Origin of the sequence: Singulisphaera photorubra, from assembly GCF_045290345.1 — a bacterium.
Classification (GTDB): domain Bacteria; phylum Planctomycetota; class Planctomycetia; order Isosphaerales; family Isosphaeraceae; genus Singulisphaera.
The window spans coordinates 9450985-9476319 of sequence record NZ_CP155447.1 but is presented as its reverse complement, the minus strand read 5'-3'; the positions used below and the strand labels follow the sequence as shown (position 1 = coordinate 9476319).

Genomic DNA, 25335 nt, shown 5'->3' with positions numbered 1-25335 from the left:
CGGCTTCAATGGGGCCACGGCTCGGAAGCCGTGGATGACTTGGTTTCATCGTGATTGCAATTCGAGTAGAGTGGTGCTTCAATGGGGCCACGGCTCGGAAGCCGTGGATGACCTTCCCCCCGGCTGTCGGTGGCTGCGTTAGCGGCGGCTTCAATGGGGCCACGGCTCGGAAGCCGTGGATGACTTCTCGCCGCTTACGCCTTGAAGATCGGGGATCAGGCTTCAATGGGGCCACGGCTCGGAAGCCGTGGATGACTTGACCTGCGCCCCTGGCAGGCCGAGCCGATCCAGCTTCAATGGGGCCACGGCTCGGAAGCCGTGGATGACTACCGGAGGAAACAGTCGTGAAATTCCGCCAGCAACCGGCTTCAATGGGGCCACGGCTCGGAAGCCGTGGATGACACAGCACCGTGTCATTCGTTCACCGCGAACCGTTATTGGCTTCAATGGGGCCACGGCTCGGAAGCCGTGGATGACGTCAAAGTCTTTGAAGCAGACCGAGCGGCGAACGATGCTTCAATGGGGCCACGGCTCGGAAGCCGTGGATGACCGTACAACTGGTCGATGCCCGCGACCGAATTTCGCGCTTCAATGGGGCCACGGCTCGGAAGCCGTGGATGACTTCCACATCTGAAGTATAGCCCGAGAACCGGGGATGTGCTTCAATGGGGCCACGGCTCGGAAGCCGTGGATGACGAAAGAGATGGGCGAAGAGGACCGGGAGAGCTATACGTGCTTCAATGGGGCCACGGCTCGGAAGCCGTGGATGACGCGGCGGCTACGGGTCGCAACGCCAGGAAGGCGAGCTTCAATGGGGCCACGGCTCGGAAGCCGTGGATGACGGACGCCGCGTGGTGGGCCGCGAACAGCCCGACGAGGCTTCAATGGGGCCACGGCTCGGAAGCCGTGGATGACGATTGACGAGGCCGGCCACGAACTCCGCAAGAATCCGGCTTCAATGGGGCCACGGCTCGGAAGCCGTGGATGACAGCCAACACCATCGAAACGCTCGCCGTGATGCCTGAGCTTCAATGGGGCCACGGCTCGGAAGCCGTGGATGACACGCCGGCAGTCGATCAATCTTGCGATCTGTGTTGGGCTTCATGGGGCCACGGCTCGGAAGCCGTGGATGACTCAATGGACGGATTTTATCTTCGAGATCCGCCTGATTAGCTTCAATGGGGCCACGGCTCGGAAGCCGTGGATGACTCGATTCAGGCAAGGGGGATGCCCTTCTTATCGATGCTTCAATGGGGCCACGGCTCGGAAGCCGTGGATGACGGTCGGTCAGTTGTTTCGGACTGTCAAGTAATCCCACGCTTCAATGGGGCCACGGCTCGGAAGCCGTGGATGACGCCAGCGGGGGTCGTCAACGGCCCTGGGTCGTTCACGGGCTTCAATGGGGCCACGGCTCGGAAGCCGTGGATGACTCGTTCGGGAGGAACCCAGGCGTCCAAGCGACGTCATGCTTCAATGGGGCCACGGCTCGGAAGCCGTGGATGACCGCCGGGCGCCTATCCTCTCGTAGCGTAGCGAGTTAAAGGGTCTCTCGCGAGAGGTGACTCTTCGTGGGTTGAACGATCGCGATCGAGGGCGAGGTTCATTGCCCGAAAGGTTTGAAGAGAAACAACTTGTAGCTTGCGAGAGGGGCTGGGGCGGTCGTTGTGCACTTAAATCCTTATTGCCAAAGAGTTTGACGACGATCCTGGAGCCGGCGCGAGATTCACGATCCTCGTGCTCGCGGGAGGTCAGGCACCGAAGCCGTAGGATGGAGGTTACTCGTTTGGGTCGCCCAAATCATCCTATTATCACCGACGAATCGGCGGCCTGCGTGGTGTGGTGCGGTCAAGTGGGGGAAGGGGAGGGGGGGCGTCGGTCGATCGTGGATCGGTGGAGGCCTCCAATGTCGCAGGGGAGTCGGTTATGTGCTCACCGAGAATCGGTCGGGCGGATTCTTGGACGACACAGGAAATCGCTCGGGATGAAGTCGGCGGCGATGATGGCCGAAGATTGGCTTCGCCGCCCCGACTTCCGTTTCCGGGGTGGTTAAGGTGAGGGGGCGAGGCGATCGCCGGAGGTTGGAAGACTCGGAAGAAAGAGGCCGAGCCCGAAGTGGCAAGAGTGTCCGAGGGCGATCGGGCCCGAGACCGGGCGCGGGAAGCGGATTCGGAAACCGCCCCGCGGACGACGCTCGCCTGCGCGGCCTTCTTTGCGGCGGCTCAGGTAAAATTCCAAGGGGCGGACGTGTCGAGGACCGATTCCGCGATCGCCCAAAGCCTCGATCTCGACGCCGCTGAACTTGTTCGGGGCAAGTTCGGCGCGGTGTTCCAATTCTTCCTTGAGCACTGCTCGAACGAAGGCGGCGTGGCCGTCGGGGCCTTGGGTCCATTCAAGAGGGTCGCGCTTGCGGCCTCGACGCTTCAGGTGGCGGGTGACGACGAACGGAGTCGCGGACTCCCAGATCGTCGCCGGGCCCAGGAGTCGAGAGCGGGCGAAGTCCTCGGGTTCGCCCAGGCCGACGACGACGAGCGACAAGTCGAGATCGCCGAAGCGGAGCCGACGGAGACGGTCGACAGCCTGAAGCTCCAGGCGACTGAACCCCATGGGAGCGAAGACGGCGACATGGTCGATGGCGCCGTCTCCGTCCTCATCCACGGGGAGGAAGTAGGCATGGCGGTGCCCGGTAAGTGGCCGACGCTCCTCATCCTTGCCCCAGAACGCCGGGGCGATTGTCGGGAGGTCGGCGATCGCGAGTTGGGGGTCGGTGGAGTTATGGAGCCACTTGCAACGACTCAAGAGCTGCCCCCGCACCCGCTCGGCGAGTTGAATCGTGTCGGTAACGAGCGGCAAGACCGGGCCGTCGAGCGCGAACCGGACGAAGGTCGGCGCCTGGCGGTTCGGGCCGCTAGATCGTGGGATCGGTTCGGGATGAGTAGGCCGGATCGAGTAGTTCACCCATTTGGCTCCAGGCACTTGAGGCCATCTACGATCGTGAATCGTTTGAGTGTCGAGGCAGAGATGCCAGCGCGGGGAGTCGAAGAGGAGGTCGCCCGGCTTGAGTCCCTTTTTGAGCATTTTGACGGTATGCGTGGGATAGTGCTCGCTACCGAATGCGGTGGCCGGGTCGGGGCAGAACACGGCGACCGGGTTGGGGTCGGATGACTCGGCTGGGAGGCAATTCCAGCATTCGGGTGGAGAAGTCGACAATTCGGCATGGACCCAGCTCTCCGCCCGACCGAGGGAGGTCAGGTTCGCAACGAGCTTCGTAAGGACGCCCCGGTCGGCGGGGGGCAGGTCGACGTCCGGCCAGCCGATCAGGAGTGGCGCATCGCGATGGATGGCGACGAACGTGTCGAAGACCAGGGTGCGCTCGCCCGGGCCGGCTTTCCCCTTCGGCATGTAGTGCCGGGTGTGTGCGACCCGAGAGGCTGGGAGTTGGAAACGTGGCGGGGAAAGGAGTGGTTCGATCACGCGGCTGACCTGCGACTCCGAGAGTTCCGGGCAGGTCCGCCTCCAGACGGCGACGAGGGCTCGCAGCAGCCGCCAGGGAGAAGGCGGCCACTCGGGGACCCCTTCGTTGACGTGGCGGCCCCAGGGGGTGGCATGGTATCGACCGGCCGGGAGGTTCAGCTTCAAGGTGACGGACATCGGCGCTCACTCCTTGCCGGCCGGCTTGTTCCAGGTCAGGGCCGTCGTGGTCGGAGCGGCGAAGTGGGGTTTGCACGCCTTGATCAGCTTGGCGAGTTCTACTGTAAGCTCATCCGTGGATGGAAGAGCGAAGTCCTTGGGCCGGCTCACCTCGATGCCGCCGCCCTTCTCGTCGACTTCGAGCTCGCAGGCGGTTCGAAGCCGCATGTTGGAGTCGAGGAACCGACGGACCTTCCAGAGCGAGAGAACCTTGAGGAGCCTGGTCGCCTCGGCGGGGAGGCCGTAGCCGCGGATCTGGGCCAGGTCGAGCGAGAAGAACGCGGTGATCGATCGCGCGGTGAACTCGGAACGGTGGAACGGTACGTTGCCATAGCCCCCCTTGGCGTCGACGCCGCCGACTGACGGCTTGGGCAAGACCCGGTCGAACTTGACGCCCCCGCTGTCGGCGCGATCGACTCCACTCGCTTCGATGAACGCGGAGAGCGCCCGAGGATGGCGGAGCCGGCCGGCGATCTTCTCGAGGAAGATGCCGTGGACCAGTGAGTTCGGGTCATATTGAAAGCAGACGGCCGCTAACCTGCGGAGGTTGACCACGCCGGCCACCTCGTCGCGTTCCTTATCGCCGGCTCCATCCTCGGTTGTCGCGGCTTCGACCACCTTCTTTGGTGATTTCTTCCCCGGCGCCGACCCGAGCCCAAGCTCTTTCCTTATCACGTCGGCGAACGAGATCCCATCGTCCCTCGCGCCATTCATAATGTAAGGGGAATTGAGCCGGTGGAATTCGAGCAGGCTATTCGTTGTGTCGGTCCCGTTGCCGATCCCCGAGAGTTTCACCGTGACGAACGGCAGTCCCTTCAACTCGGGGATGATATCGTCAGTGGCTTCATCCCAGCAGACCGCCTCGAGCCGGTTGGCCATCGACTGGGCCGACTCGACGAGGAGCATTTTTTCGAGGCCACCTTTGCCATCCGGGGCGCTGTATTCGGCCGCACCGAGGTCCGGGAAACCGGTCGGCTGGATCCGCGTCCCAATAACTGGTTTGAGGTGGGCCTCGATCAGGACGCGTGAGGCTGTTTTCAGAACTTTATCTAAGTTCATCAGGAATCCTCCGATTCGGGTGGGTAGAGGACGGCGTTGGCCACCGCCACGAGGTCGCGTTGAGAGAGCGGGAACATCATCGCGGCGAGGAGCCGGTCGGGTCGGAATGGGGACATGACGGCGAGGGAACGGCCCGCCAGGCGACGGTTGCGAGAACCGAGGGCAAACAGGCCGACTGTTTTCAAACGATGCGCGGCGCGATCCACACACCGGACGATCGAATCGGGTTGGCCGGAGTCGAGGATCGCGAAGACGCCGGGGTCGTGCGCGGAGTTCATCGTGTCGCTCTCGGCCACCGTCCACCGGCGGCCCTCCGGTTGTTTTCGACGGCGAGGATCCGGCTGGATGGTCCACGGTTTTGCCAGGAGCAGTAACCGGGGGATACCGAATTCAAAAGGGACCGCCACGTCCTCAACTCGCGGCGACCACGAGTCGACCATTGGCCAATCGATGGCCGCGAGACCCCAGGTCAGGTCTGCAAGTTTGTCGTCATCGATATCGCCGTACAAAAATGCGATTACATCATTTAATGCTGCGGGGCGAGGTGATCGGATTGGGATGACGGACTGGCCGGCGCGGAATGCTTCCATCTGGCGACGGAGAAAGATGGCCGCGAGATTGGCGGCGAGCGGTCGGTTCGACCAGACGGCCGCCTTATTCTGATCCTTCTGCCATTGGAAGGACCCGGTTTTCATTTCGACCGACTCGAGGTAAGCCCGAAATGGGCCGACCTCTCCGTTCGCTTCAATGCCGGAGAGTGCGACCGCGAGCCGAAATTCCGGGCTCTTATCGTCGGCCTGTTCGAGCCAATCCTTGGAGAGTTGCTGAAGTGGGCGAAGCGTTTTCTTTTCGCAGAATCGCAGGCCGATTGACAGGGTCCGCTCGGCGCGGCCCAGGGCGCGGAGCACGTGATTGAGACCACGGGTGCCAGACTCGTTCCCCGTGGAGAACTCATATATCGCCTGGTCGATCTGCCGGAGGGCCGTGCGGTAGCGAGCCGGAGTCTTTTCCGTGTCCCGGCAAGCCACGTGGAGTTGGCTGAGCCATTGGGTCAACTTGGAGTCCTGGAGCAGGTTGGCTGTGGGCTTCAGGGTGACCGGGACGCGGCCGAGCGGGACGGCGAAATAGGACAGTCCATTGCGCATCACGAATGCGTAGCGAACGAACGCGTCGACGCCCCGACTTACCCCCAGGAGGTTGATCGCCAAGGCAAATTCGATGGTGTTCCGAGCCTGGCGCCGGCCGAGCTGGACCCGACCTTCAGCGAACAGGTACTGCAACTCGGCGAAAGTCACCGGCTGCTTCCACCAGAGGGGGAGCCACAACTCGGCACGGGTACCGTTCTCCGCTTCCTGATCGGACTCGGACGCGTATCCGACGGCAACCGGCTCGACGCAGAAGGGGTAACTCGCCCTCCCGACCGTATCGCTACCGAGGCGTCGAGAGGCCGCGCCGGCGAGCATCAAAGTGCCTTCGATCGCCAGCAGGTAGTCCCACGGATTCGCTCCGCCTCCCCCCTCGAAGCCCTGGGATGAGTTCGGGCCGCCGATCGCTCCTGGACTGAAATGGCCGACCGAAATTCCTGCAAGCGTCGATGTGAACTCATCAAACAGGGCGTTGGCTACTCCGGCGCAATCGCTTCGGTCAACCAGGAGCGAACCAACCAACTGTGCGAACATCGAGACATAACTGCCGCTCCCTTCATTCCCCCCCGTCCCAAGGAGCGGGGGGAACTTGCGGGAATCGTCGGTGATGACGAACACGGCGTCGAGCCAATTCACCATCGTGTCGGAGGAGAGTTTGTTGCGGCAAAGCTGCATCAGTTTCAGCTTGTTGTCGTCGCTGACCTTCTCCGTCATTCCGTTGGTACGGAGGAGGTCTCGTATCTCCTCGATCGCGTTGCGAAAGTCTCCGAGCCGCGGGCTCGTCTCGGCGCCGGTGACGATCTGGTTCAGCGCCTCGCGAGCCGATTTTTCCGATGAGCCGGGATAGAACCCGGAACGTGCGCCCCAGGGACCGACGATTGGGGTCGGGCTGTAACGATTCGCGAAGAAGTCGATCAGCCCATCGCGGTTGAGTGTCGTTTGCAGCCGACAGATGCCGCCGTGCCAGAGCATTTTGGCCGAAGTGTCGGCCTGCTCGACGACGAGGCGGAAGATGCCCAATGCCTTGAGGTAGCTCATCAGCGGCTCGGGTTTGCCGCCGGGCAAGTCGATGATGTTCACGCCTTCCATCCTTTCCGCTCTTGCTTGCTCGCTTGCAGGTCGGCGGAGCGCAACAACGACTCCATGTAGGCCAGGCGGAACGGGCCAAGTGCATCGCGGAGTGCCAGAACTTGGGCGGTCCAGCTCTTCTCGCCGCCGAGACGCATCGGCGTGAGGTCGAGGGTCAAGGCCGGGCACTTCTCGTCACCGAGCTCAACTTCGTTCAATGTGTCGCCGTCATGGACCCCCTGGGCGAAGAGAGTGTCGGGGCTGTCGGGTGGTATTTCGTCCGGCAGCGAACGAATACTTAGCCGGACCTTGCCGTGGTGGGCGGCGATCACGTAGACCGCCTCGAACGGCAAACCGTGATGGAGTGCGGCCAGGGCCGATGCGAGCTCATGCCGGAACCGTGGGCGGTCGTAGGACAATCGCCCGGACTTGCCCGACTTCGCCCAAAGCTTGTTAGGATCGAGTTCGGGATTGGCCTTTCGCATGCCGCGTTGACACACATCATGAGCCTTTCCTGCGTCATGCCAGCGGGCGGCACGCGTCAAATGACCCGACCAGCCATCCGGTAGGTTGCCGAGTCCTTTCAAGCTCTTCTCGAGCTCGGTGCAGACGTGCTCCGTATGCTCGACGATCGTGAACTCCGGCCCGCAGGAGTTGAGGTCGTCACCGATGGCCTCCTGGAGTTGTCGATCCGACTCATCGAGCGCCACCGGTTTGACCGGCTCCGGAGAGTCTTCGTCCCAGCCGATCTCGATCGAGTAGCCCCCCGAAGTGGCCGGCAGCAGGATCGTCTGGCCGGGATGCACCTCGCGGTCGGGGTCGCCGATCTTACGCCACACTCTCTCCAGGTGGTCCCACAAATAGGCGAGCGGCCTCTTGCCCTTTTTCTCCTTTTTGAGGAACTCTCGAAAGATCCCGATCTGCACGCGACATAACTCGAGACGGTTCGGAAATGTCTCGTCCTTTCCCGGAACACCGAGGCCGAACTCCCGCCAGTAGACTTGAACGTCGCTGTCCTTCTCGTCGCCGCGGACGAACCGGGCGATGTCGATGTCGTTACCGGAGAGGTCGGGCGTCGTATCGAACAGGTCGAGCAGATCTCGGCGGCGGAGGACGTGGGTCGGAACGAAGTCCAGGGTGATCGCACGCTCTTGCTTGAAGTCCTCGAGCGCCTTCGGCGAGACGTCCTTGCCTTTGAGCGCGACCAATTGCTCATGGGTGAACTGAAGGTCACCGCTCTCGTAAGGGGCATGATGCTTCTCGATGTCGAGGTCGATCCAGAAGACGCGGCCGGGACCGTCCTCTCCCGTGCGGTTACAGCGGCCGATGCGCTGGACGAGGCTTGCCCATGGAGCCAGCTCGGAAATGAGTGTATATGCCGAGACATCAACGCCCGCTTCCACAACCTGGGTAGCGATGATGATTCGGTCCTTCACCGGTTTCATAAGCTCTTCGTTTAATTTTTCTCGCTCGAGTTGACGAAATTGCGAGTGGATGAGGAGAACGGTTTTCGGCGCAGACTTATCTTTAATAAGCGACTTGTAGACATTTTCGCACGGGCCACGGTGTTGAGAACGACCAGGGTCTGCGTGCCGGGAATGTGGCGTTTGATGACTTGCTGGGCCACCTCTTTCCCGTCCTTGGTCGCCATCACGCCGAGTGGCTCAAGTGTTTTCTTGGCGGTCATCCGTTTGTGCAGGGGCCGCTTCGGGTCATAGTCGTCGGCTTCGAGCTCGAGCGAGGAACCTCGGCGCCAGCCGGCGAAATCTACGGTGTCGAGCCAGGCCGGCTCCAGGGTGGCCGACATCCAGAGCGACGAGCAGGGAGCGACCGTGCCCAGCGAGGCGCGCAACCCTGCCAGTTGGGCCGAGGTGGCGACCCCGTTGCCCATCAACTGCGGCTCGTCGAATACCCAAAGACAGTCATTATTCAACAGCCCGAAATCGATGGGCCAGTGGAATCGGCTCGCGGCGTACCCGCGATTGAGTGCCCGCGATAGCAGCATATCCTGGGTGCCGATCAGAATCGCGGAGCGTTCCGGCTCGAGGAACCACTCGTCTTTCTCCGCACCCCCCATGAGAATACTAATCCTGGTATCGTGGAACTTCAGGTTCCCAAGCCACTTCTTGGCTTCGCGAATCGACTGGTCGACGAGTACTCGCATCGGCAAGCAATAGACCAACCGACGCGGGGTGGCCCGCCGCACCACCTCATCGGCGAAGTGACGTCTCCAGAGCCAGCCGAGAACCGCCGCGGCCGTCTTGCCCGCCCCAGTGGGAACGCGGACCAGTTCCGCCAGCTCGGGGGCGGTCGCCAGGCGTCGTTGATAGGGATAGGGAGGAGTCTTCGTTGCTTGTTCAAAAAACTTATCAAATGTCATGTTTCATCTCACGATGACCGCATCCCTCGCACCATGCGGCTCGATCGGCCGCCCGATTGTTTCGATCCGGCCCGCGCACCGCTTGCAAAGCGGCGCGAACAGGACCTGATCCTTGTCCTGGTCGACGATGTCATAAAGGCGGCTGCGCAGTCGTACCAAGTCGGTCATTGATAGTCGACAAAAAAACACTGCAAATCGATTCCGGAGCCCGAAGTCCTCGCAGCCCGGGGCAACTTTGCGGAGTTGTTTGGGGTCGGCGATGGAGTAGCCGACCAGGTAGGTATCCATGGTCGCCTCATCCTCATCGCACGGTGAAGCCCGTGTATCGCAGAGTCTCGCCGCGGGCGTACTCAGCGAGACTGTGTTCGTTGAAGCGATGGAGCCATTGGTAGACGGTGGGACGGCCGATGTGGAGTTTGTGGGCGATGCTCATGGCTCCGCGTCCCTGGGCGGCCGCCAAGTGGGTCTGGGCGTGCTCGACGAGTCGGGCGGCCGCGGTTTGAGAGCGAGCGAGTTGTTCGTGGTCGCCACGATCGTGGGGCGTCGGCTCACGAGACGCGAGCTTGGAGGTGATCGGCGTGGGTGCATTTTCTTCCGGAAGGACACCTGTTTTTGATTAGAGTAATGGCTTCAATTTACTTGACAGTTGCGTGGATTCGAGCCACAAGATGACGTGACTCATGTTGGTTTCAAACAGCACTGCCCATAAAATAACTGTCGCAGCCTTGCCGGCGGTGGTTTCAGGTGTTAGCTTGCCTGGATGTGTTGGTTGCAACGAACTGGCGCCGAAGGTTCGGCGAACCAAAATTGCAACGGGTGGTTGGTCCAAGTCCACTCGAACGGATGGAGGTAGCGACGGTTGTATTTGGCCAAGAAGTTCACGCAAAGGATCTGTTTATGCCGGCTCGTTCACGACGCTCGCCTCAACGAGCAGCTTCCGAGGGAGTTGTTGAGCAACTCCGCTTGATTTAGCCGCGAGGCGTGAATCGGGGTCGCCACGTACTCCGGCAGGCGGTGAAGGATTAGGCCGTCGTTCCCGCGATGTGGCGGGCCCGGGCGGCCTGGCTCAGGAAAATGTCCCGGAGATTGCGATGCCTCCGCGGGAAACTCTTCCATTTCCGAATGTCGTGCTCAGAGTCGTTGGCCGCCGGGCAGACTGCCTCCATATCGCCCGCATCGACGACCATGAACATCAGAATGCGAACAGTTTCGTGCCTGGTGTTCCCCAACTCCCGTTGCTCGGTCGAGCCAGGAGTGGTCGGGCGGCTCGGGCGGCGTTCGAGCCTCTGGCAGTTGGGCATTTCATCGGTAGCTACGAACCGGGCCCTCGCCTTGGCCAATCGTTCGGAGTTGGCGTGGCCCCGGCGCACCGTCCCGACCTGATCCTTGGAGCGGGCGTCCTGCCGGGCCGTCCGCCAGTAGCGGGTGTGGTGCGGCAGGAGATCGTCGACCGGCTCCCTGCATGCCAGTCTGACGATCTTCGGGCAGCCCGCCCGAGTTGTGCCCGACGGGCGAGCCGTCCGTTCCATTTGCGAGGACTGATTTAACGTCGCTAGCTTGCGACCAGTTCTGTTCAGCCAGCGTGAAAGCTTCATTTTGAGACGAGAGCGGCGTGGCTCTCATTGAATTGCGTGAAGTCGGATTCGCAGTAATTTGATCTCCTGCACGGCAACCCGACGTCGGGTTGTGAATGCTCAAGGTCCATGTTCTGGCCACTTTGGATCGAGGTCACCCGCTCACGAGCGGCGGCTTTAGGTGGCCGTGGATTTCCGCCCTTGGCAAACCAACGACAAGTACGTCTGTATCGACCCCGCGTGGCTTTGAGTCGCAACCCGACCTGGTCGGAGGCTCTCGCCCTCGCACGTCGGTCGCCTCGATACGATATCGGTCATATCAGGATTTATGAGATCTCGACTCATTCGATTACTCATGTGGAACTACCGAGGCCTTCGGGACAGCTTGAATCGCCACGCGGTGGTCGCGTGGCTCGAAGAACCCGCGAGATTCAGCGAATCGGCCCATCATGACACGAATTATTGAGATCCCTGTGAACACGATGCCGGCAAGTGTGCTCCCCAAGCGGGCCGAGACACCGGTCATCGATATCGTTCCTCATAAGAAATGGCGCGTTCTTGATTTCAACGAGCTCTGGGCTTACCGAGAGCTCCTCGCCTTTCTCTGCTGGCGCGACGTCAAGGTCCGATACAAGCAAACCGTGCTGGGCGGGGCCTGGGCGATCCTCCAGCCGCTCATGACGATGATCGTCTTCAGTATCTTCTTCGCCAAGCTAGCGAACCTCTCGTCGGGCCGAATTCCTTACCCGCTCTTCGCATTTGCCGGCCTGCTTCCCTGGACGTTCTTCGCCAATGCGATCTCCGCGGCGGGACAGAGCGTGGTCGGCAGCGAGCGGCTGATCTCGAAAGTCTATTTCCCGAGGTTGATCATCCCGCTCGCCTCGGTGGGGGCCGGTCTCGTCGACTTCGCGGTGGCGTGCGGGATGCTCGGCGTCTTGATGTTCGCGTACGGCGTCTTCCCGTCAACTTCGTTGGTGCTGGCCCCGGTCATCGTGCTCGGCCTCACGGTGGCGGCGGCCGGGGTCGGTTCCCTGCTGGCCGCTCTGAACGTGGCGTACCGCGATTTCCGCTACGTCATTCCGTTCTTGATGCAACTCTGGATGTTCGCGACGCCCACCATCTACATGGATTCCACTTCGTTGGCGTCCGGCGTCTGGAGCTGGATCTTGCCGCTCAACCCCGCCTTCGGGCTGATTGCGAACTTCCGTGCCGTCGTCCTGGGGGGCACGCTCGACACTTATTCACTCGCGGTCTCTCTGGCGGTGTCTGCGGCCATGTTTGCCGTGGGAACACTGTACTTCAGTCGCGTCGAACGTGGATTCGCGGACATCATCTAATAGCGAGTTGAACCCATGGAAAAGCTCAAGGTCGGAATCATCGGGTGCGGCTACTGGGGACCGAACCTGATCCGCAACTTCTCCGCCTGCCCGTTGACCGAGGTCGAGGCCGTCTGCGACGCGAATCCCGCGCGGCTCGCGACGATCGGCCAGGCCTACTCTCATCTCAAGCTGGCAAGTTCACTCGACGAGTTACTCGAGCTCCCGCTGGACGCGGCCGTGATCGCCACGCCGGTCTCGACCCACTTCCCGATCGCCCAGCGCTGCCTCGAGGCGGGTCTCCACGTCCTGGTCGAGAAGCCGCTGACGTCCCAGGTCCACGAAGCCCAGGCCCTCATCCACCTGGCAGAGCGCCAGCAGCGAATTCTCATGGTGGATCATACCTATCTCTTCAACAATGCCGTCCGCAAGATCAAGGAGCTGATCGAGCATGGCGAGCTGGGCGAGCTCTACTATATCGACAGCATTCGGATCAATCTCGGCCTCTTCCAGCACGACATCAATGTCGTCTGGGACCTCGCGCCGCACGACCTCTCGATCGCTGACTACCTGGTCGGCTTCGAAGCCCGCAGCACATCGGCCTGGGGTTGCTCTCACACCAACCGAGGGACCGAGGATATTGCCTACGTCAACGTCGACTACGGCGATCAGATGCTCGCCAACTTTCACGTCAACTGGCTCTCCCCCGTGAAGGTCCGCCAGATGATCTTTGCCGGTTCGCGCAAGAGCGTCGTCTTCAACGAGTTGAACACCACCGAGCCGGTCAAGGTATACGACCGCGGCATCGAATTCGGCGAAGGGGCCGAGGGGCGGCACAAGCTCCTGGTCGGCTACCGCACCGGCGACGTCTGGAGCCCCCACGTCGAGGCGGGCGAGGCCCTTCAGTCGATGGTCTGTCATTTCGCCGAGTGCGTCCGAGAAGGCAAGACGCCGATCAGTGACGGCTGGATGGGCTTGCGCATTACCCGGTTGCTCGATGCGGCGAATCGCAGCCTCCGCGCTCAGGGAGGCCGCGTCGTCCTTTCTCACGGAGACCTCGACCATGTCCATGCAGGCCCATCCACGCTCGGACCCAGCGAACGGGATCCGGATCGCCCCGGACGTCCGGCTCGGCCGCGACGTGACGTTTCACTGCTTCGTTAATCTCTACGGCTGCTCGATCGGCGACGACACCCGGATCGGGAGTTTCGTCGAAGTCCAGAAGAACGTGACCATTGGCACTCGCTGCAAGATCTCCAGCCACACGTTTCTCTGCGAGGGGGTCACGATCGAAGACGAGGTCTTCATCGGCCATGGCGTTATGTTTATTAATGATTCCAACCCCCGAGCCACCTGCGACGGACGCCCCATGACTGCGAGTGATTGGTGCGTCGAACCCACGCGGATCTGCAAGGGGGCCTCGATCGGTAGCGGAGCCGTGATTCTCGGTGGGTTGACGATCGGGCCGGGGGCGCTGGTCGCCGCCGGAGCCGTGGTGACCGGCGACGTGGCCGCCGGGGGAGTCGTCAAAGGGGTCCCGGCCCGACAATTTCGACTGCGGGAGCAACAAGGAGAACAACGATAATGACCATCGCAACCGAAACCGTTCAGGCTGGGCGAGGGCTCTGCTCGACTCCGCCGCCGATCCCGTTAATTGACCTGAAGGCCCAGTATGCCGGTCTATGCGATGATATCTCCGAGGCGCTCCGCGAGGTCGCCGACAGCTCGACCTACGTACTGGGCCCCCAAGTTAAAGAGTTCGAGAACGCGTTCGCCGCCCACGTCGGCGCCCGACACTGCGTCGGCGTCAACAGCGGCACCTCGGCGCTCCACCTGGCGCTGATCGCCGCGGGAGTCGGGCCGGGTGATGAGGTCATCACCGTCCCGATGACCTTCATCGCGACGACCTGGGCCGTCAACTACGTCGGCGCGACGCCCGTCATGGTCGACGTCGATCCCGTCAGCTATACCATGGACGTCGACCAGGTCGAGGCGAAGATCACGTCGCGCACCCGAGCGATCTTGCCCGTCCATCTCTACGGGCAGCCCGCCGCCTTGGAGCCGCTCCTGGAGATCGGACGTCGATACGGCATTCCCATCATCGAGGACGCCGCCCAGGCCCACGCTGCTCGCTATCGGGGCCGTGGCGCCGGGACCCTCGGTCAATCCGGCTGCTTCAGTTTCTATCCCGGGAAGAACCTGGGCGCCTACGGAGAGGCGGGCGCGATTGTCACCGACGACGACCGAATCGCGGCGCGGCTTCGCTCCCTGAGGGATCACGCCCAGAGCCAGCGTTATCACCACGACGAGATCGGCTTCAATTACCGTATGGATGCGTTCCAGGGGGCGATCCTCGGGATCAAGCTCCGCTACCTCGAAGGCTGGACCGAGGCGCGCCGCCGCCTGGCCGCGACTTATCTCGAGCGGCTCGCCGATCTGCCGATCCAACTGCCGACCGAGGCGCCCGAACTCCGCCACGTCTGGCACCTCTTCGTCGTCCTCCATCCCGAGCGGGACCGGCTCCGCGACCAGTTAGAGGCGCGCGGGATCGGCGCCGGGCTCCACTACCCCGTGCCGGTCCACCTTCAGAAGGCGTTCGCCCACCTCGGTTATCGCGAGGGGGATTTTCCAGTCACCGAGCGGATCGCCCGGGAGTGCCTGACCCTGCCCCTCTTCCCCGAGATGACCGCGTCGCAGCAGGAGCGGGTCGTCGATGCCTTGCGCGACGTCCTGCGGGAGGATCACGCATGAAAAACTCTCTCGAAGGGCAGACCATCCTCGTAACCGGTGGCGCGGGACTGATCGGCTCACACATCGTCGACCGATTGATCGACGAGGGCGCCGGTGAGATCCGCGTGCTCGACAACTTGGTGCGCGGCTCCGACGCCAACCTGGCCCAGGCGCGGGCCCGTCGGCCGATCACCTTCATCGAGGGCGACGTCCGCGATCGCACGACCGTCACCCAGGCCGTCGCCGGGTGCGACTACGTCTTCCATCAAGCCGCGATCCGGATCACCCTTTGCGCCGAGCAGCCCCGCGACTGCATGGACGTCCTGGTGATGGGAGCCTTCAACGTCTTCGAGGCCGCCGTCGCCTCGGGCGTGAAGAAGGTCGTCTACGCCTCCTCCGCCTCGGTCTATGGCGCTGCCGAGTTGTTCCCGACCGACGAGCGGCATCATCCGTACAACAACCGCACCCTCTACGGCGCCGCGAAGCTGATGAATGAAGGGATTGCACATAGCTTTCACGACATGTACGGATTTCCGAGCGTCGGGTTGCGGTACTTCAACGTTTATGGCCCGCGAATGGATCTGACGGGGGCCTATACCGAGGTCTTTATCCGTTGGCTCGATTGCATCGAACAGGGCCGGGCCCCCCAGGTCCATGGCGACGGTTCAGCCTCCATGGACTTCGTCTTCGTCGAGGATATCGCGCGGGCGAACGTTCTCGCGATGAAGTCGGACCGGGTCGACGACGTCTATAACGTCGCTAGCGGGATCGAGACGACGCTCCTCGGCCTCCTGCAGGCGATGACCGACGCGACCATTGCCCGCCCCCTGGCGCCGGAACATCACCCGGCTCGGAAGGTGAACCCGGTCCCTCGGCGCCTGGCCGACACGACGCGGGCCCGTCGGGAACTCGGCTTCTCGACTGAGGTCTCGCTCGAGGACGGGTTGCGCCGGCTGGTGGATTGGCGCCGGCAGTCGATGCCCCAGCTCGAGGAGGTGGCCCGGTGAGCACCGTGAGCCTTCGAACGATCCCGATCGCCCGCCCCGACCTGGGCGAGGAGGAGGCCGCGGCGGCACGCCGGGCGATCCTCTCGGGATGGATCACGCAAGGCCCCGAGGTCGCGGCGTTCGAGGACGCGTTTGCCGCATACGTCGGGGCGGAACACGCTTGTGCGGTCTCCAACTGCACGGCCGCGCTTCACCTGGCCCTGCACGCGCTCGGCGTCGGGCCGGGCGACGAGGTCATCACGGTGAGCCACTCGTTCATCGCCACCACGAACGCCATCCGGTATTGCGGCGCTGTCCCCGTCTTCGTGGACATCGATCCGCGGACCTACAACATGGACCCGTCGCTGATCGAGCGGGAGATCACGGCTCGTACGCGAGCGATCCTCCCGGTGCATCAGATGGGGCTGCCGTGCGAGATCCTGCCGATCCTCGAGGTCGCTGCGCGCCATCAGCTCCCCGTCGTCGAGGACGCCGCCTGTGCGATCGGGAGTGAAATTCGTGTCCGACAGGATTGGGAACGGGTTGGCAAGCCGCATGGCCTGGTGGCCTGCTTCTCGTTCCACCCACGGAAGATCCTGACGACCGGCGACGGCGGGATGCTCACGACCGACGACCCGGAACTCGACCGCAAGTTCCGCACGCTCCGCCAGCATGGGATGAGCATCTCCGACGCGACCAGGCACGCTGCGACCTCGGTCGTGTTCGAGGAGTACCCGGAACTTGGCTTCAACTATCGGATGACCGACATCCAGGCGGCGGTCGGACGGGTTCAGCTTCAACGACTGCCGGCGTTACTGTCGCGCCGGGCCGAGCTGGCCGAGCGTTACACCACGAAAATCGAAGGGATACAAGGCCTCATCCCCCCCCACGTGCCCGCCCACGTCAGGACGAACTACCAGTCATATGCGGTCCAGGTCACTGACTCCTATCCCGTCGGCCGCGACCAGCTCATGCAGAGGCTCCTGGAATGTGGGATCAGCACGCGTCGCGGCATCATGAACGCCCATCAAGAGGAGGCCCACAAGGAGATCCCCCATGGTGGATTGGCCCACTCTCAATTCGCCCGCGACCGCGTGATCCTGCTCCCCCTCTTTGCCGGGATGACCACCGAGGAGGTTGACCGTGTCGTTGAGGCTCTCACCCCATGAATCCGCCACGGACCGGGCTGGCTCCAAGAACCAGCCTCTTCCCGGCTTGAATCCCGGACGGCTTGCCAACCTGATGAGACAGGCTGTCAGGCGGTGCCGGCTCGACCTCTCCGGGGCCGTCGTTGTGACCGAGGCGGCGACGGGCGCGTACGCCGTGACACCAATCCTGGCGGCCATGGCCGAAGCGAGCAAGGTCTTTGCAGTCGCCCGGCCGTCCCGCCACGGTACGGTCCGGGACGTGGTCGACCAGACCAACGCGGTCGCCCTTGCGGCCAAGGTGCCGGGGGTTGTGGAAGTCATCACCGAGCTGACCTCGGAGATCATCGCGCGGGCCGATGTCTTGACCAACAGCGGCCATGTGAGGCCGATTGACCGACGAATGGTCGGCCACATGAAGCCGACCGCCGTGATCCCTCTCATGTACGAGTCGTGGGAATTTCGCGACTCGGACGTCGACCTCGCGGCCTGTCGCGAACGAGGGATCCCCGTGGCCGGGACGAACGAACGCCATCCGGAGGTCGACGTGTTCTCGTACCTCGGGATGATGGCCGTGAAACTCCTCCTCGACGCCGGCGTCTCGATCTATCGAAGCCGGATCCTCGTCCTCTGCGACAACCCGTTCGAGTCGTATATCCGCCGCGGTCTCGTCGTCGCCGGAGCCTCAGTGAATTCGGTGGCCGACCTCGGCGGCGAGGTGTCGTGCGAAGAGGTTGACGCGATCGTCGTGGCCCAGCGTCCCGGTGGGCAGCCTGTCATCGGCCCGCGCCAGGCAGGGCTGATCGCCGAGCGGTTCCCCGGGGTTGTGGTCGCCCAGTTCTGGGGAGACCTCGACCGCGATGCCCTCGATCGGGCTGGTGTCGTCTACTGGCCCGAGCAGGCGCCGAAGCTCGGCCACATGGGCGTCCTCCCCTCTGATATCGGGCCCGAAGCCATTGTCCGCCTCCAGGCAGGAGGCCTGAAGGTCGCCGAAGTCCTCCGGCGGAAAACACAGGGCGAGGAAAATCCCGAGTGGGAGTATCTCGATGTCATCTGAGCAAGCCAACACGAAACCAAGGGTCCTCCAACTGGGGGCGGGACCGACTGCCCTGAGTTGCCTGGAGGCCCTGATCGAAGGATTTCAGGTCGTTGGCCTGGTGCGCGCGTCGGAGGACGCGGACGGCGAGCGGGACGCGACCATCCGTCGCGCCCGCGAGTTCGGGGTGCCCGCCCTCCGGGACGACGGGTTGGGCGCGCTGGAGTGTTACATCGACGAACTGGCTCCCGACTGCGTCGTCGTCTCCTCGCACGCGCGGATCTTGCCGGTGCGGCTCCTGGAAAAGAGCCGATTCATCAACGTTCACTATGCGCCACTGCCGAAGTATCGCGGCCGGGCCAACGTGAACTGGGCGATCATCAACGGCGAGCCCTACGTCGGCATCACCATTCATACGATGGTCCCCGGCCTCGACGCCGGCAAAATCCTCTATCAGGAAGTCGTCGAGGTGCGCGAGGACGACGATGTCGCCACCCTGTACGATCGATTGAATTCGATCCAACGCGCTCGGATCGCGGCGATCGTCCGGGCTCACCTGAACGGCAACGAGGGTGCCTCCCAAGATGAACGGAAGGCGACCTATGGCTGCACGAGGATCCCGGAGGACGGCGAGATCGATTGGTCGCGTCCCGCTTCCGAAATCCAGAGGCTCGTCCGGGCCCTCGTCCCCCCGTTCCCAGGCGCCTTCACCTACTTCCAGGGTCGTCGCCTCCTGATCTGGCGTGCCGAGGCCGTTATCGACCCCCTTTGCTATGAAGGGCGAGTGCCGGGCCGCGTCGTTTCCAGCTCACGGAAGACCGGCACTGTTGATGTCCTCGCGGGCGACGGTGTGTTGCGGCTCTACGACGTCCAACGAGACAGCGGAGAACGCGAATCCGCTGCACAGCTCATTCCGTCGGTTCGCGGCACTCTGGGGCTTCGCACGTCGGATCTGCTGGCGCGGATCGAACGGCTCGAACGCCTGCTCTCTGAACAAACCACGGTGAGCCGATAGAACGCCACGGACCTCGCGCAGCTTCATCACCAAGAACCCATCCGATTGGAAAGTGAGATCGCCATGGCATCTGTAAGCGTATTTATTCCATGCTATAAATATGGCCACTTTCTCCGCCAGTCCGTCGAGTCTGTCCTCGAGCAAACCGGCGTCGACGTTCGGGTGATCATCCTCGATGACGCTTCGCCCGACGATACGCCCCAGGTTGCCGGAGAACTGGTCGAACAGGATCGACGCGTTGAGTATCGTCGCCATACGACGAACCAGGGGCACATCGCGACTTACAACGAGGGGATTGCATGGGCAAGCGGTGACTACACGCTCTTGTTGTCCGCCGACGACCTACTGACGCCGGGAGCTTTGGCCCGCGCCGCCAGGGTGATGGACGACCATCCCGAGGTCGGCATGGTCTATGGTCGAGGGCTCGAGTTCGAGTCAGATGGGCCGGCGCCTGAACCACAGGCCACCTCAGATCCGGCTGTTTGGAAAATCCACACCGGAGCCGAAGTCCTGGAGTCGTTCTGTGCCGCGGGCTACAACCTGGTTTGCACGCCGACCGCCGTCGTCCGCACCTGCCTGCAGAAAAGGCTAGGGGGTTACCTGAAAGAACTGCCCCACACCGGCGATATGGAGATGTGGATGCGATTTGCGGCACACGCGGACATCGCCGTGCTTGATGGGGAACAGGCCTGTTACCGCCGCCACGCATCGAGCATGAGCACGGACTGGTACAAGTCTCCCGTGGCGGAGTTGATGCAGCGGAAGGCCGCATTTGACAGCATCTTCAATGATTATTCAGTTCGCATCAACGACGCGGATCGCTTGAGAACCTCGGCCGATCGCACCCTGGCAAGCGCGACGGTTTGGGAGGCGCGCAGGGCGTTCGATGCGGGCAATCTTTCTTGTTGCCGAGAGTTGCTCGTGTACGCATTGGAGATTGACGCGGAACTCCGTGATTACACGGAGTGGAGCCGCATTGCCTGGAAGCTCCGACTGGGACCGAAGGCCTGCGCGGGCTTGCAACCCGTAATCAAACTGGCTCGTAAGGTCCGAGCGATCCGCTTCTCACAGCCTGGTCATCACATCACTCCACTCACAAATTAGGAGCGATTTAATCAAGATGAACACTGCCATTTCCGTTGATAATTTATCGAAACAATATCGCCTGGGTTCTCGGCAGCGCGGCTCGTACGGGTCACTCAGAGAGAGTTTGAGCGAGGCTGTCGCGGCTCCCCTTCGAAGATTAAGCCGGCGCATCCGGAAAAATGGGTCTGGAGCGTCCGATCCGTTAGAGGACGAACTTTGGGCCCTCAAGGACGTCTCATTCGAGATCCGCCCGGGAGAAGCTCTCGGGATCGTCGGCCGCAACGGAGCGGGGAAATCGACCCTTCTGAAGATCCTCAGCCGGATTACGGCGCCAACAGACGGACACGTCCGGATCGCTGGCCGGCTGGGCTGCCTCTTGGAGGTCGGCACTGGCTTCCACCAAGAGTTGACCGGCCGCGAGAACATCTTCCTCAACGGGGCCATCATCGGCATGGGTCGCCGAGAGATCGCACAAAAGTTCGACGCGATCGTCGCCTTCGCCGAGATTGACCGATTCATCGATACGCCCGTGAAGCGATACTCCAGCGGTATGTATGTACGCCTGGCGTTCGCAGTCGCCGCCCATATGGAACCCGATATCCTCCTGGTCGACGAAGTGCTGTCGGTCGGCGACCTCGCCTTCCAGAGGAAATGCATGGATTTTTCGAAGCGACTGCTCGAGCAGAACTGCACCCTATTATTCGTATCACACAACATGTTTGCAATTAAAGCGATGTGTGAGCGGGCAATCTATCTGTCGGAAGGTCGTCTCTCACTTGATGGCACGCCCGAGGAGGTGATCCGGCGCTATGACCAGGAGGGACAGCTGGACACGGCGTCGTGGGCCACTGGGCTGGTGGGTTCCGACCCGTCGAAGTGGTCGATTCACATCAAAGGCTGCGAGATCCTCGGGGAGGACGGAGAGCCGCGCGCCGTATTTGAGTATGGCGAGAGTATGCGAATCCGCCTGCGCTACGAAGCTCAAAACTTCTTGCACTCGCCGATCTTTAGTATCGGGATCGTGCGGTCTGACAATGTGAGTTGCTGCAATTACAACACCTCAATGGATCAATTCGCGACAGGCACGATCTCTGGAAGCGGTTTGATCGAGTTGCAAATCCCAGCGATGAAGCTTGTCGCGGATGTCTACACGATCCAGATTCTCGTGTGGGACTCAAAGTTCCAGCATCTCTACTGCGCTCAGGTCGGCAAGAATTTCCATGTGAGCCATCCCGTTTTGAGCACCGAGTTTGGGGTTTATCACGAGCCGGCACAATGGTCGTGGGCGGAATAGAGTCACCGCGATTCGGGAGCCAACGGTCGGGCCCGCGGGACGCTCTTGTAATTGACTGAGCCGCCGGCTACCCAAAATTCGCGAAGCTGCCCTCCCGTCGGCAATCCGGGAAGTTATTCCCGGCCTATTCCTTAGCGTTAAGGATTTCCACTGAAGGTAACCCAAAGACAAGAGGATGAACCATGGATCTGGTCGACCTGTTCGATTCGATCACGATCATCAACGCCGCTCACCGTAAGGACCGCCGACAACAGATGCGGGGCGCGTTGCGCCTGGTCGGCTGGGACCCCGATGGCCCGAAGGTGACCTGGTTCCCGGCGGTCGACCCGAAGACAGCGGTCGGTTTCACCACTCCGGGGACACGCGGGTGTTTTCTCTCGCACCTCGCCGTCCTCAATATCGCTCGCAGCGCCGGCCATCAACGCGTGCTGGTCCTGGAAGATGATTGTGAATTCGCCCCCGATTTCTCCGATCGCCAGGCCGAGGTCGCCGGTTGGCTAGAATCGTCCCCCTGGGGTATCGCCTACCTCGGCCACAGCGAGTCGATCACTACTGGGCCGCCTCGTCTGGTCCCCTGGAGCCCCGACCTGCCCATCATGTTGACGCACTGTTATGCCATTTCCGGCAATGTCCTTTCTCGCCTGCCGGGATATCTCGAGGCAATCACATTGCGGCCCCCCGGATCGCCCGAGGGCGGGCCAATGGCGCTCGACGGCGGTTTCAGTTGGTTCCGCCGCCAGAATCCGGACGTCCAGACGGTGCTCTCCGCGCCATCGCTGGCGTATCAACGTTCGAGTCGCTCGGACCTTTCACCCCGCTGGTTCGACCGCGTGCCTGTGCTCCGCGACGCTGCTGAGAACGTGCGTGGACTGCGGGGCAGACATCGTATTAAGCCATCGTCCTAGCCAGTAGTGTTTAAGTTGTGCGACATGTTGAGGAGTGAAAGCATATCAGATGTCGGAAACGTAATGTTGTCATGATTGCGTCTAATGTCGTTTAATTCGGCACCGCAATGAGATGCCCCGATGACCGACACTACGCTGTTCTAGACGATCTGGCAGTTCCCCTTGCTCAGTTCGAGAGCCGAATTGCGTCCGACGCAGGGAATCCAGCGTTCCGACGACCGCTTGGCGATGTCGGGAGTGCGGAGCTGCCACTCGCAGTCCGGAGGGTTGTGGTGGGAACCGGAAAAAAACGGAAACTGAGCATTGCAGAAATCTTCGAGTTCTCTATGGCGGTCACTTGTGCCTGCACCGTCGAGAGTGCGGTGGATTCTCGCATTCAATCGGCATATCCGGCTGGCGGCGACCTTAAGTGAATTCTGCTATGCACGATCGTGACAACCGTGTCACTGGCCGGAAGCACGCCTGAGGATGGGGACTCGCCCAGGGAATTCGCTTCAAGGACCTGATAATGTCGGAACCGACGAACGCGACCCCGTTACGAATCTATACACTTCTGTGTAATCGCGATGTCGATCGAGCGCTCGGATGCCTGAGCTCACTCCACAGCTTTTGTCGCGACCCGTTCCAACAAACGATCATCGACGACGGTAGCCTCATGCCTCGGGACATTGAGCGGCTGCACGAGGCAATCCCTGCTCTCGAAATCCTTTCCCGAGAGGAGGTCGAGGATCAGGTCGGTCCGAAACTTCAAGGGAAGGTGAACTGTCAGCTCTATCGCAAGAATCACATCTTCGCCCTCAAGCTGATCGACTCCGCCATGCTTTCCCCGGGAGCGTTCGCCCAGTGCGACGGCGACGTTCTGTTCCTCCGCCCGTTCCAAGGTTTCGATCGTAGGCCGATCGGCGGTGAAGATGTTGTCTTCATGAAGGATTCGACGACGGCTTACTCGATTAGCTACCTCAACCGCCACTTCCGGCACGGCCGGTTGAGACTTCCCCAGTTCGTCAATGCCGGGTTCATGTACGCCGATGCTGGAGTATTCGACCTCGACTTCATCGAGTGGTTCCTCGGTCGAGAGGAGTTCCGTCGCCATGCTTGGGTCATGGAGCAGACGGCTTGGGCGGCCCTCGGTGGGCGTTGCCGGACGCACTACTTCGCGCCTGAGCAGGTCGCTTTCCCCAGGGGAAACATGTACTTCCGAGATGATTCGGTCTGCCTCCATTTCATATCTCCGCTCCGCCATCACCTTGACGACCGTGAATATACTAACGAACTGACACGTCGCTCATCGGCCCATTACGCGAGTCTCGCCATGTTACGGACCGAGCCCGCTCTCTATGCAGGTCCGCTCCGCGACCTTAGCGGACGGCTATATCGCCGGCTCCGACTCCGTGACTAGGTAACGCGAAATCCTCAAGGTGTAACTGGTGGCCGTTTAAGCCGCCGCTCAAGCCGAGTTCCGAGTTCCATCAGGAGCAGCAACACGCCGGTAAACGTCGAGTATCAGGTCGACCTTGTGTTCCCAGTCGAACGCACGCTCGACCCTTCCGCGTCCGGCTCGGCCGAGCCGTTTACGAAGGCCGGAGTCGGACGAAAGGCGAGTCATTGCCTCAGCGAGCCCCGAGATCACTGCGTCGGGAGAATCGGGGGGAACGAGGATGCCACAGGTCTCATCGAGGTAGTCGATCGGGCCGCCCCAGGCCGTGGAAACGACAGGAATCCCACATGCCATTGCTTCCAGGACGACGGCTCCCCCGCACTCGTAGAGGCTGGGCAACACAAGGACGTCCGCGTCGCGGAGCCGACGGGCACACTCGACCTGGGGCTGCCAGCCGGAAAACACAACGCGATCGCTGAGCCTGAGCCGGTCGGTCTGCGCTTCTAATGTCTCGCGCAATGTCCCGTCGCCCAAGATCTCGAGTCTCGGCCTCACGTCGGTATTGACCCGGGCAAACGCCTCGAGCAGCAGGTCGATCGCCTTCCAGTCAACGAGCCGGCCAAGGAAGATGAACTTGGTTGGTCTGTCCGGGTCGTCGATGCGGTCATAGGGTGACCATACGCCAAGATCGACGCCGTTTTCAACCAGTGTGATGACTTCCCCTTGAACGCCAGGAGGGAGCCCTTGCCGGGTCCGCTCGTTGGCCACGAGGAGTGCCGAGGCTCTGAGCTTGCCGGGCATGAAGTGGTGGAGGGAGTTCGAAACGTACCGTCCGACAGCCATGAGTGGGCCGACAACCTTCTTAGTAAAGGCCGGCGGAAACGACATATTACCGTTCATCGGGCCGATCACGACCGGTGCCCCCATGTTGTACATGAGCGACGTTTCACGCGGCGAGACTGGGATCGGTTGGTGAACGACGTCGACCCGCTTTTCAGTTACGAGCCTCCGCACGAGCTTTCGAGCGGTCCACTGGGTACTCAGGCGGCTAGCGTAGCCGAACGTAAAGTTCGAGAGCTGGTCGGGGATGTACCGGCTGAGCTTGCACGCGAGTTTGTTGAACGTCGAATCGGGCATGAAGTACATCCGGCCCGCCTCATCAGGCAACAGTCCGACGAGCTCGTCCCGCGTCCGCGAGTGGACCACGAGCCACGCCTCGATCCCGCGACTTCTGAGGATTCGGAAGTAATGCCAAGGGAGGATCGCCTCCCCACCGAACTTCGTCGACGCATTCTCGCTGACGATCAGAACGCGAAGCCCGTCTCCTTCGCCGCTTTCCTGCTCGCCCATGTGGAAGAGCCTCCGAACCTGGTCGATCGGATTGTATTGTTGTAGCAGTCGCTGCAATTGCAGTGCACCCACCACGGGGACAGACCGCGAGAAGCCCGGAGGGTCTAGCCTCACTTGCTCCAGTGGGCCGTCCCCTCCTAATATCAGTGGAATCCCGGATAGGCGTCATTTGCAGCGGTTT

Annotated in this window: 21 protein-coding genes and 1 CRISPR repeat array (1 of these 22 only partly in view); of the genes, 12 read left to right on the top strand and 9 right to left on the bottom strand. The window is 62.0% G+C overall.

All coding sequences use genetic code 11. From position 1 onward, the window contains the following. Positions 1-1504: a CRISPR direct-repeat array (repeat unit 37 nt; unit sequence GCTTCAATGGGGCCACGGCTCGGAAGCCGTGGATGAC); it reaches 5284 nt to the left of the window's first position. Positions 1505-2046: 542 nt separating this feature from the next. The 8 genes from csb2 to V5E97_RS35260 form a co-directional block, all read right to left on the bottom strand. Further along, positions 2047-3648 carry a type I-G CRISPR-associated protein Csb2 gene (csb2, locus tag V5E97_RS35295; RefSeq protein WP_406696223.1) on the bottom strand — a complete coding sequence of 534 codons (1602 nt, stop codon included), beginning with the start codon at positions 3646-3648 and terminating at the stop codon, positions 2047-2049. 6 nt (positions 3649-3654) lie between these two features. Further along, positions 3655-4746, bottom strand: a complete 1092-nt coding sequence (gene cas7g, locus V5E97_RS35290) for a type I-G CRISPR-associated RAMP protein Csb1/Cas7g (protein ID WP_406696222.1) — start codon at positions 4744-4746, stop codon at positions 3655-3657. Next, positions 4746-6980 (bottom strand): type I-G CRISPR-associated protein Cas8g1/Csx17, encoded by a 2235-nt coding sequence (gene cas8g1, locus V5E97_RS35285; RefSeq protein WP_406696221.1) that lies wholly within the window; start codon positions 6978-6980, stop codon positions 4746-4748. The genes cas7g and cas8g1 overlap by 1 nt, the downstream gene beginning before the upstream one ends. Further along, the gene (locus tag V5E97_RS35280; RefSeq protein WP_406701268.1) at positions 6968-8455 is read right to left on the bottom strand and encodes a helicase-related protein; all 1488 of its coding nucleotides are present in this window, start codon (positions 8453-8455) and stop codon (positions 6968-6970) included. Before V5E97_RS35280 ends, cas8g1 begins: the two co-directional genes overlap by 13 nt. After that, positions 8416-9339: a DEAD/DEAH box helicase gene (locus V5E97_RS35275; RefSeq protein ID WP_406696220.1), complete on the bottom strand. Its 924-nt coding sequence runs from the start codon at positions 9337-9339 to the stop codon at positions 8416-8418. Before V5E97_RS35275 ends, V5E97_RS35280 begins: the two co-directional genes overlap by 40 nt. Before the next feature lie 3 nt (positions 9340-9342). Further along, a complete protein-coding gene (gene cas2 / locus V5E97_RS35270; protein WP_406696219.1) occupies positions 9343-9627 on the bottom strand; it encodes a CRISPR-associated endonuclease Cas2 in 285 nt (94 codons plus the stop codon). Between the two features lie 13 nt (positions 9628-9640). Continuing rightward, positions 9641-9772, bottom strand: coding sequence for a helix-turn-helix domain-containing protein (locus V5E97_RS35265; protein WP_406696218.1), 132 nt, complete (start codon positions 9770-9772; stop codon positions 9641-9643). A gap of 589 nt (positions 9773-10361) precedes the next feature. Next, entirely contained in the window at positions 10362-10868 is a 507-nt protein-coding gene (locus tag V5E97_RS35260) for a hypothetical protein (protein ID WP_406696217.1), read from the bottom strand. Positions 10869-11362: 494 nt separating this feature from the next. Here V5E97_RS35260 and V5E97_RS35255 point away from each other — a divergent pair, with 494 nt between their 5' ends. The 12 genes from V5E97_RS35255 (at position 11363) to V5E97_RS35200 (ending at position 23825) form a co-directional block, all read left to right on the top strand. Further along, positions 11363-12250, top strand: a complete 888-nt coding sequence (locus V5E97_RS35255) for an ABC transporter permease (RefSeq protein WP_406696216.1) — start codon at positions 11363-11365, stop codon at positions 12248-12250. 15 nt (positions 12251-12265) lie between these two features. Beyond that, complete coding sequence (locus V5E97_RS35250; RefSeq protein WP_406696215.1) at positions 12266-13393, top strand: Gfo/Idh/MocA family protein; 1128 nt, start codon at positions 12266-12268, stop codon at positions 13391-13393. Then, on the top strand, positions 13293-13814 hold the full coding sequence (locus V5E97_RS35245; RefSeq protein ID WP_406696214.1) for an acyltransferase: 522 nt from the start codon (positions 13293-13295) through the stop codon (positions 13812-13814). Before V5E97_RS35250 ends, V5E97_RS35245 begins: the two co-directional genes overlap by 101 nt. Further along, the gene (locus tag V5E97_RS35240; RefSeq protein WP_406696213.1) at positions 13814-14980 is read left to right on the top strand and encodes a DegT/DnrJ/EryC1/StrS family aminotransferase; all 1167 of its coding nucleotides are present in this window, start codon (positions 13814-13816) and stop codon (positions 14978-14980) included. Before V5E97_RS35245 ends, V5E97_RS35240 begins: the two co-directional genes overlap by 1 nt. Then, a complete protein-coding gene (locus tag V5E97_RS35235) occupies positions 14977-15966 on the top strand; it encodes an SDR family NAD(P)-dependent oxidoreductase (RefSeq protein ID WP_406696212.1) in 990 nt (329 codons plus the stop codon). The genes V5E97_RS35240 and V5E97_RS35235 overlap by 4 nt, the downstream gene beginning before the upstream one ends. Continuing rightward, on the top strand, positions 15963-17114 hold the full coding sequence (locus V5E97_RS35230) for a DegT/DnrJ/EryC1/StrS family aminotransferase (protein ID WP_406696211.1): 1152 nt from the start codon (positions 15963-15965) through the stop codon (positions 17112-17114). The genes V5E97_RS35235 and V5E97_RS35230 overlap by 4 nt, the downstream gene beginning before the upstream one ends. Continuing rightward, positions 17089-18147 carry a hypothetical protein gene (locus V5E97_RS35225; protein WP_406696210.1) on the top strand — a complete coding sequence of 353 codons (1059 nt, stop codon included), beginning with the start codon at positions 17089-17091 and terminating at the stop codon, positions 18145-18147. The genes V5E97_RS35230 and V5E97_RS35225 overlap by 26 nt, the downstream gene beginning before the upstream one ends. Beyond that, on the top strand, positions 18137-19141 hold the full coding sequence (locus tag V5E97_RS35220) for a methionyl-tRNA formyltransferase (RefSeq protein ID WP_406696209.1): 1005 nt from the start codon (positions 18137-18139) through the stop codon (positions 19139-19141). The genes V5E97_RS35225 and V5E97_RS35220 overlap by 11 nt, the downstream gene beginning before the upstream one ends. 63 nt (positions 19142-19204) lie before the next feature. Further along, positions 19205-20245, top strand: coding sequence for a glycosyltransferase family 2 protein (locus V5E97_RS35215; RefSeq protein ID WP_406696208.1), 1041 nt, complete (start codon positions 19205-19207; stop codon positions 20243-20245). 16 nt (positions 20246-20261) lie between these two features. Next, entirely contained in the window at positions 20262-21521 is a 1260-nt protein-coding gene (locus V5E97_RS35210) for an ABC transporter ATP-binding protein (RefSeq protein WP_406696207.1), read from the top strand. A 182-nt stretch (positions 21522-21703) separates the two neighbouring features. After that, entirely contained in the window at positions 21704-22426 is a 723-nt protein-coding gene (locus V5E97_RS35205) for an LPS biosynthesis glycosyltransferase (protein ID WP_406696206.1), read from the top strand. Between the two features lie 508 nt (positions 22427-22934). Then, the gene (locus V5E97_RS35200; RefSeq protein WP_406696205.1) at positions 22935-23825 is read left to right on the top strand and encodes a hypothetical protein; all 891 of its coding nucleotides are present in this window, start codon (positions 22935-22937) and stop codon (positions 23823-23825) included. 48 nt (positions 23826-23873) lie between these two features. Here V5E97_RS35200 and V5E97_RS35195 read toward each other — a convergent pair whose 3' ends face one another. After that, positions 23874-25154 carry a glycosyltransferase family 4 protein gene (locus V5E97_RS35195; protein ID WP_406696204.1) on the bottom strand — a complete coding sequence of 427 codons (1281 nt, stop codon included), beginning with the start codon at positions 25152-25154 and terminating at the stop codon, positions 23874-23876. Between the last annotated feature and the right edge of the window lie 181 nt (positions 25155-25335).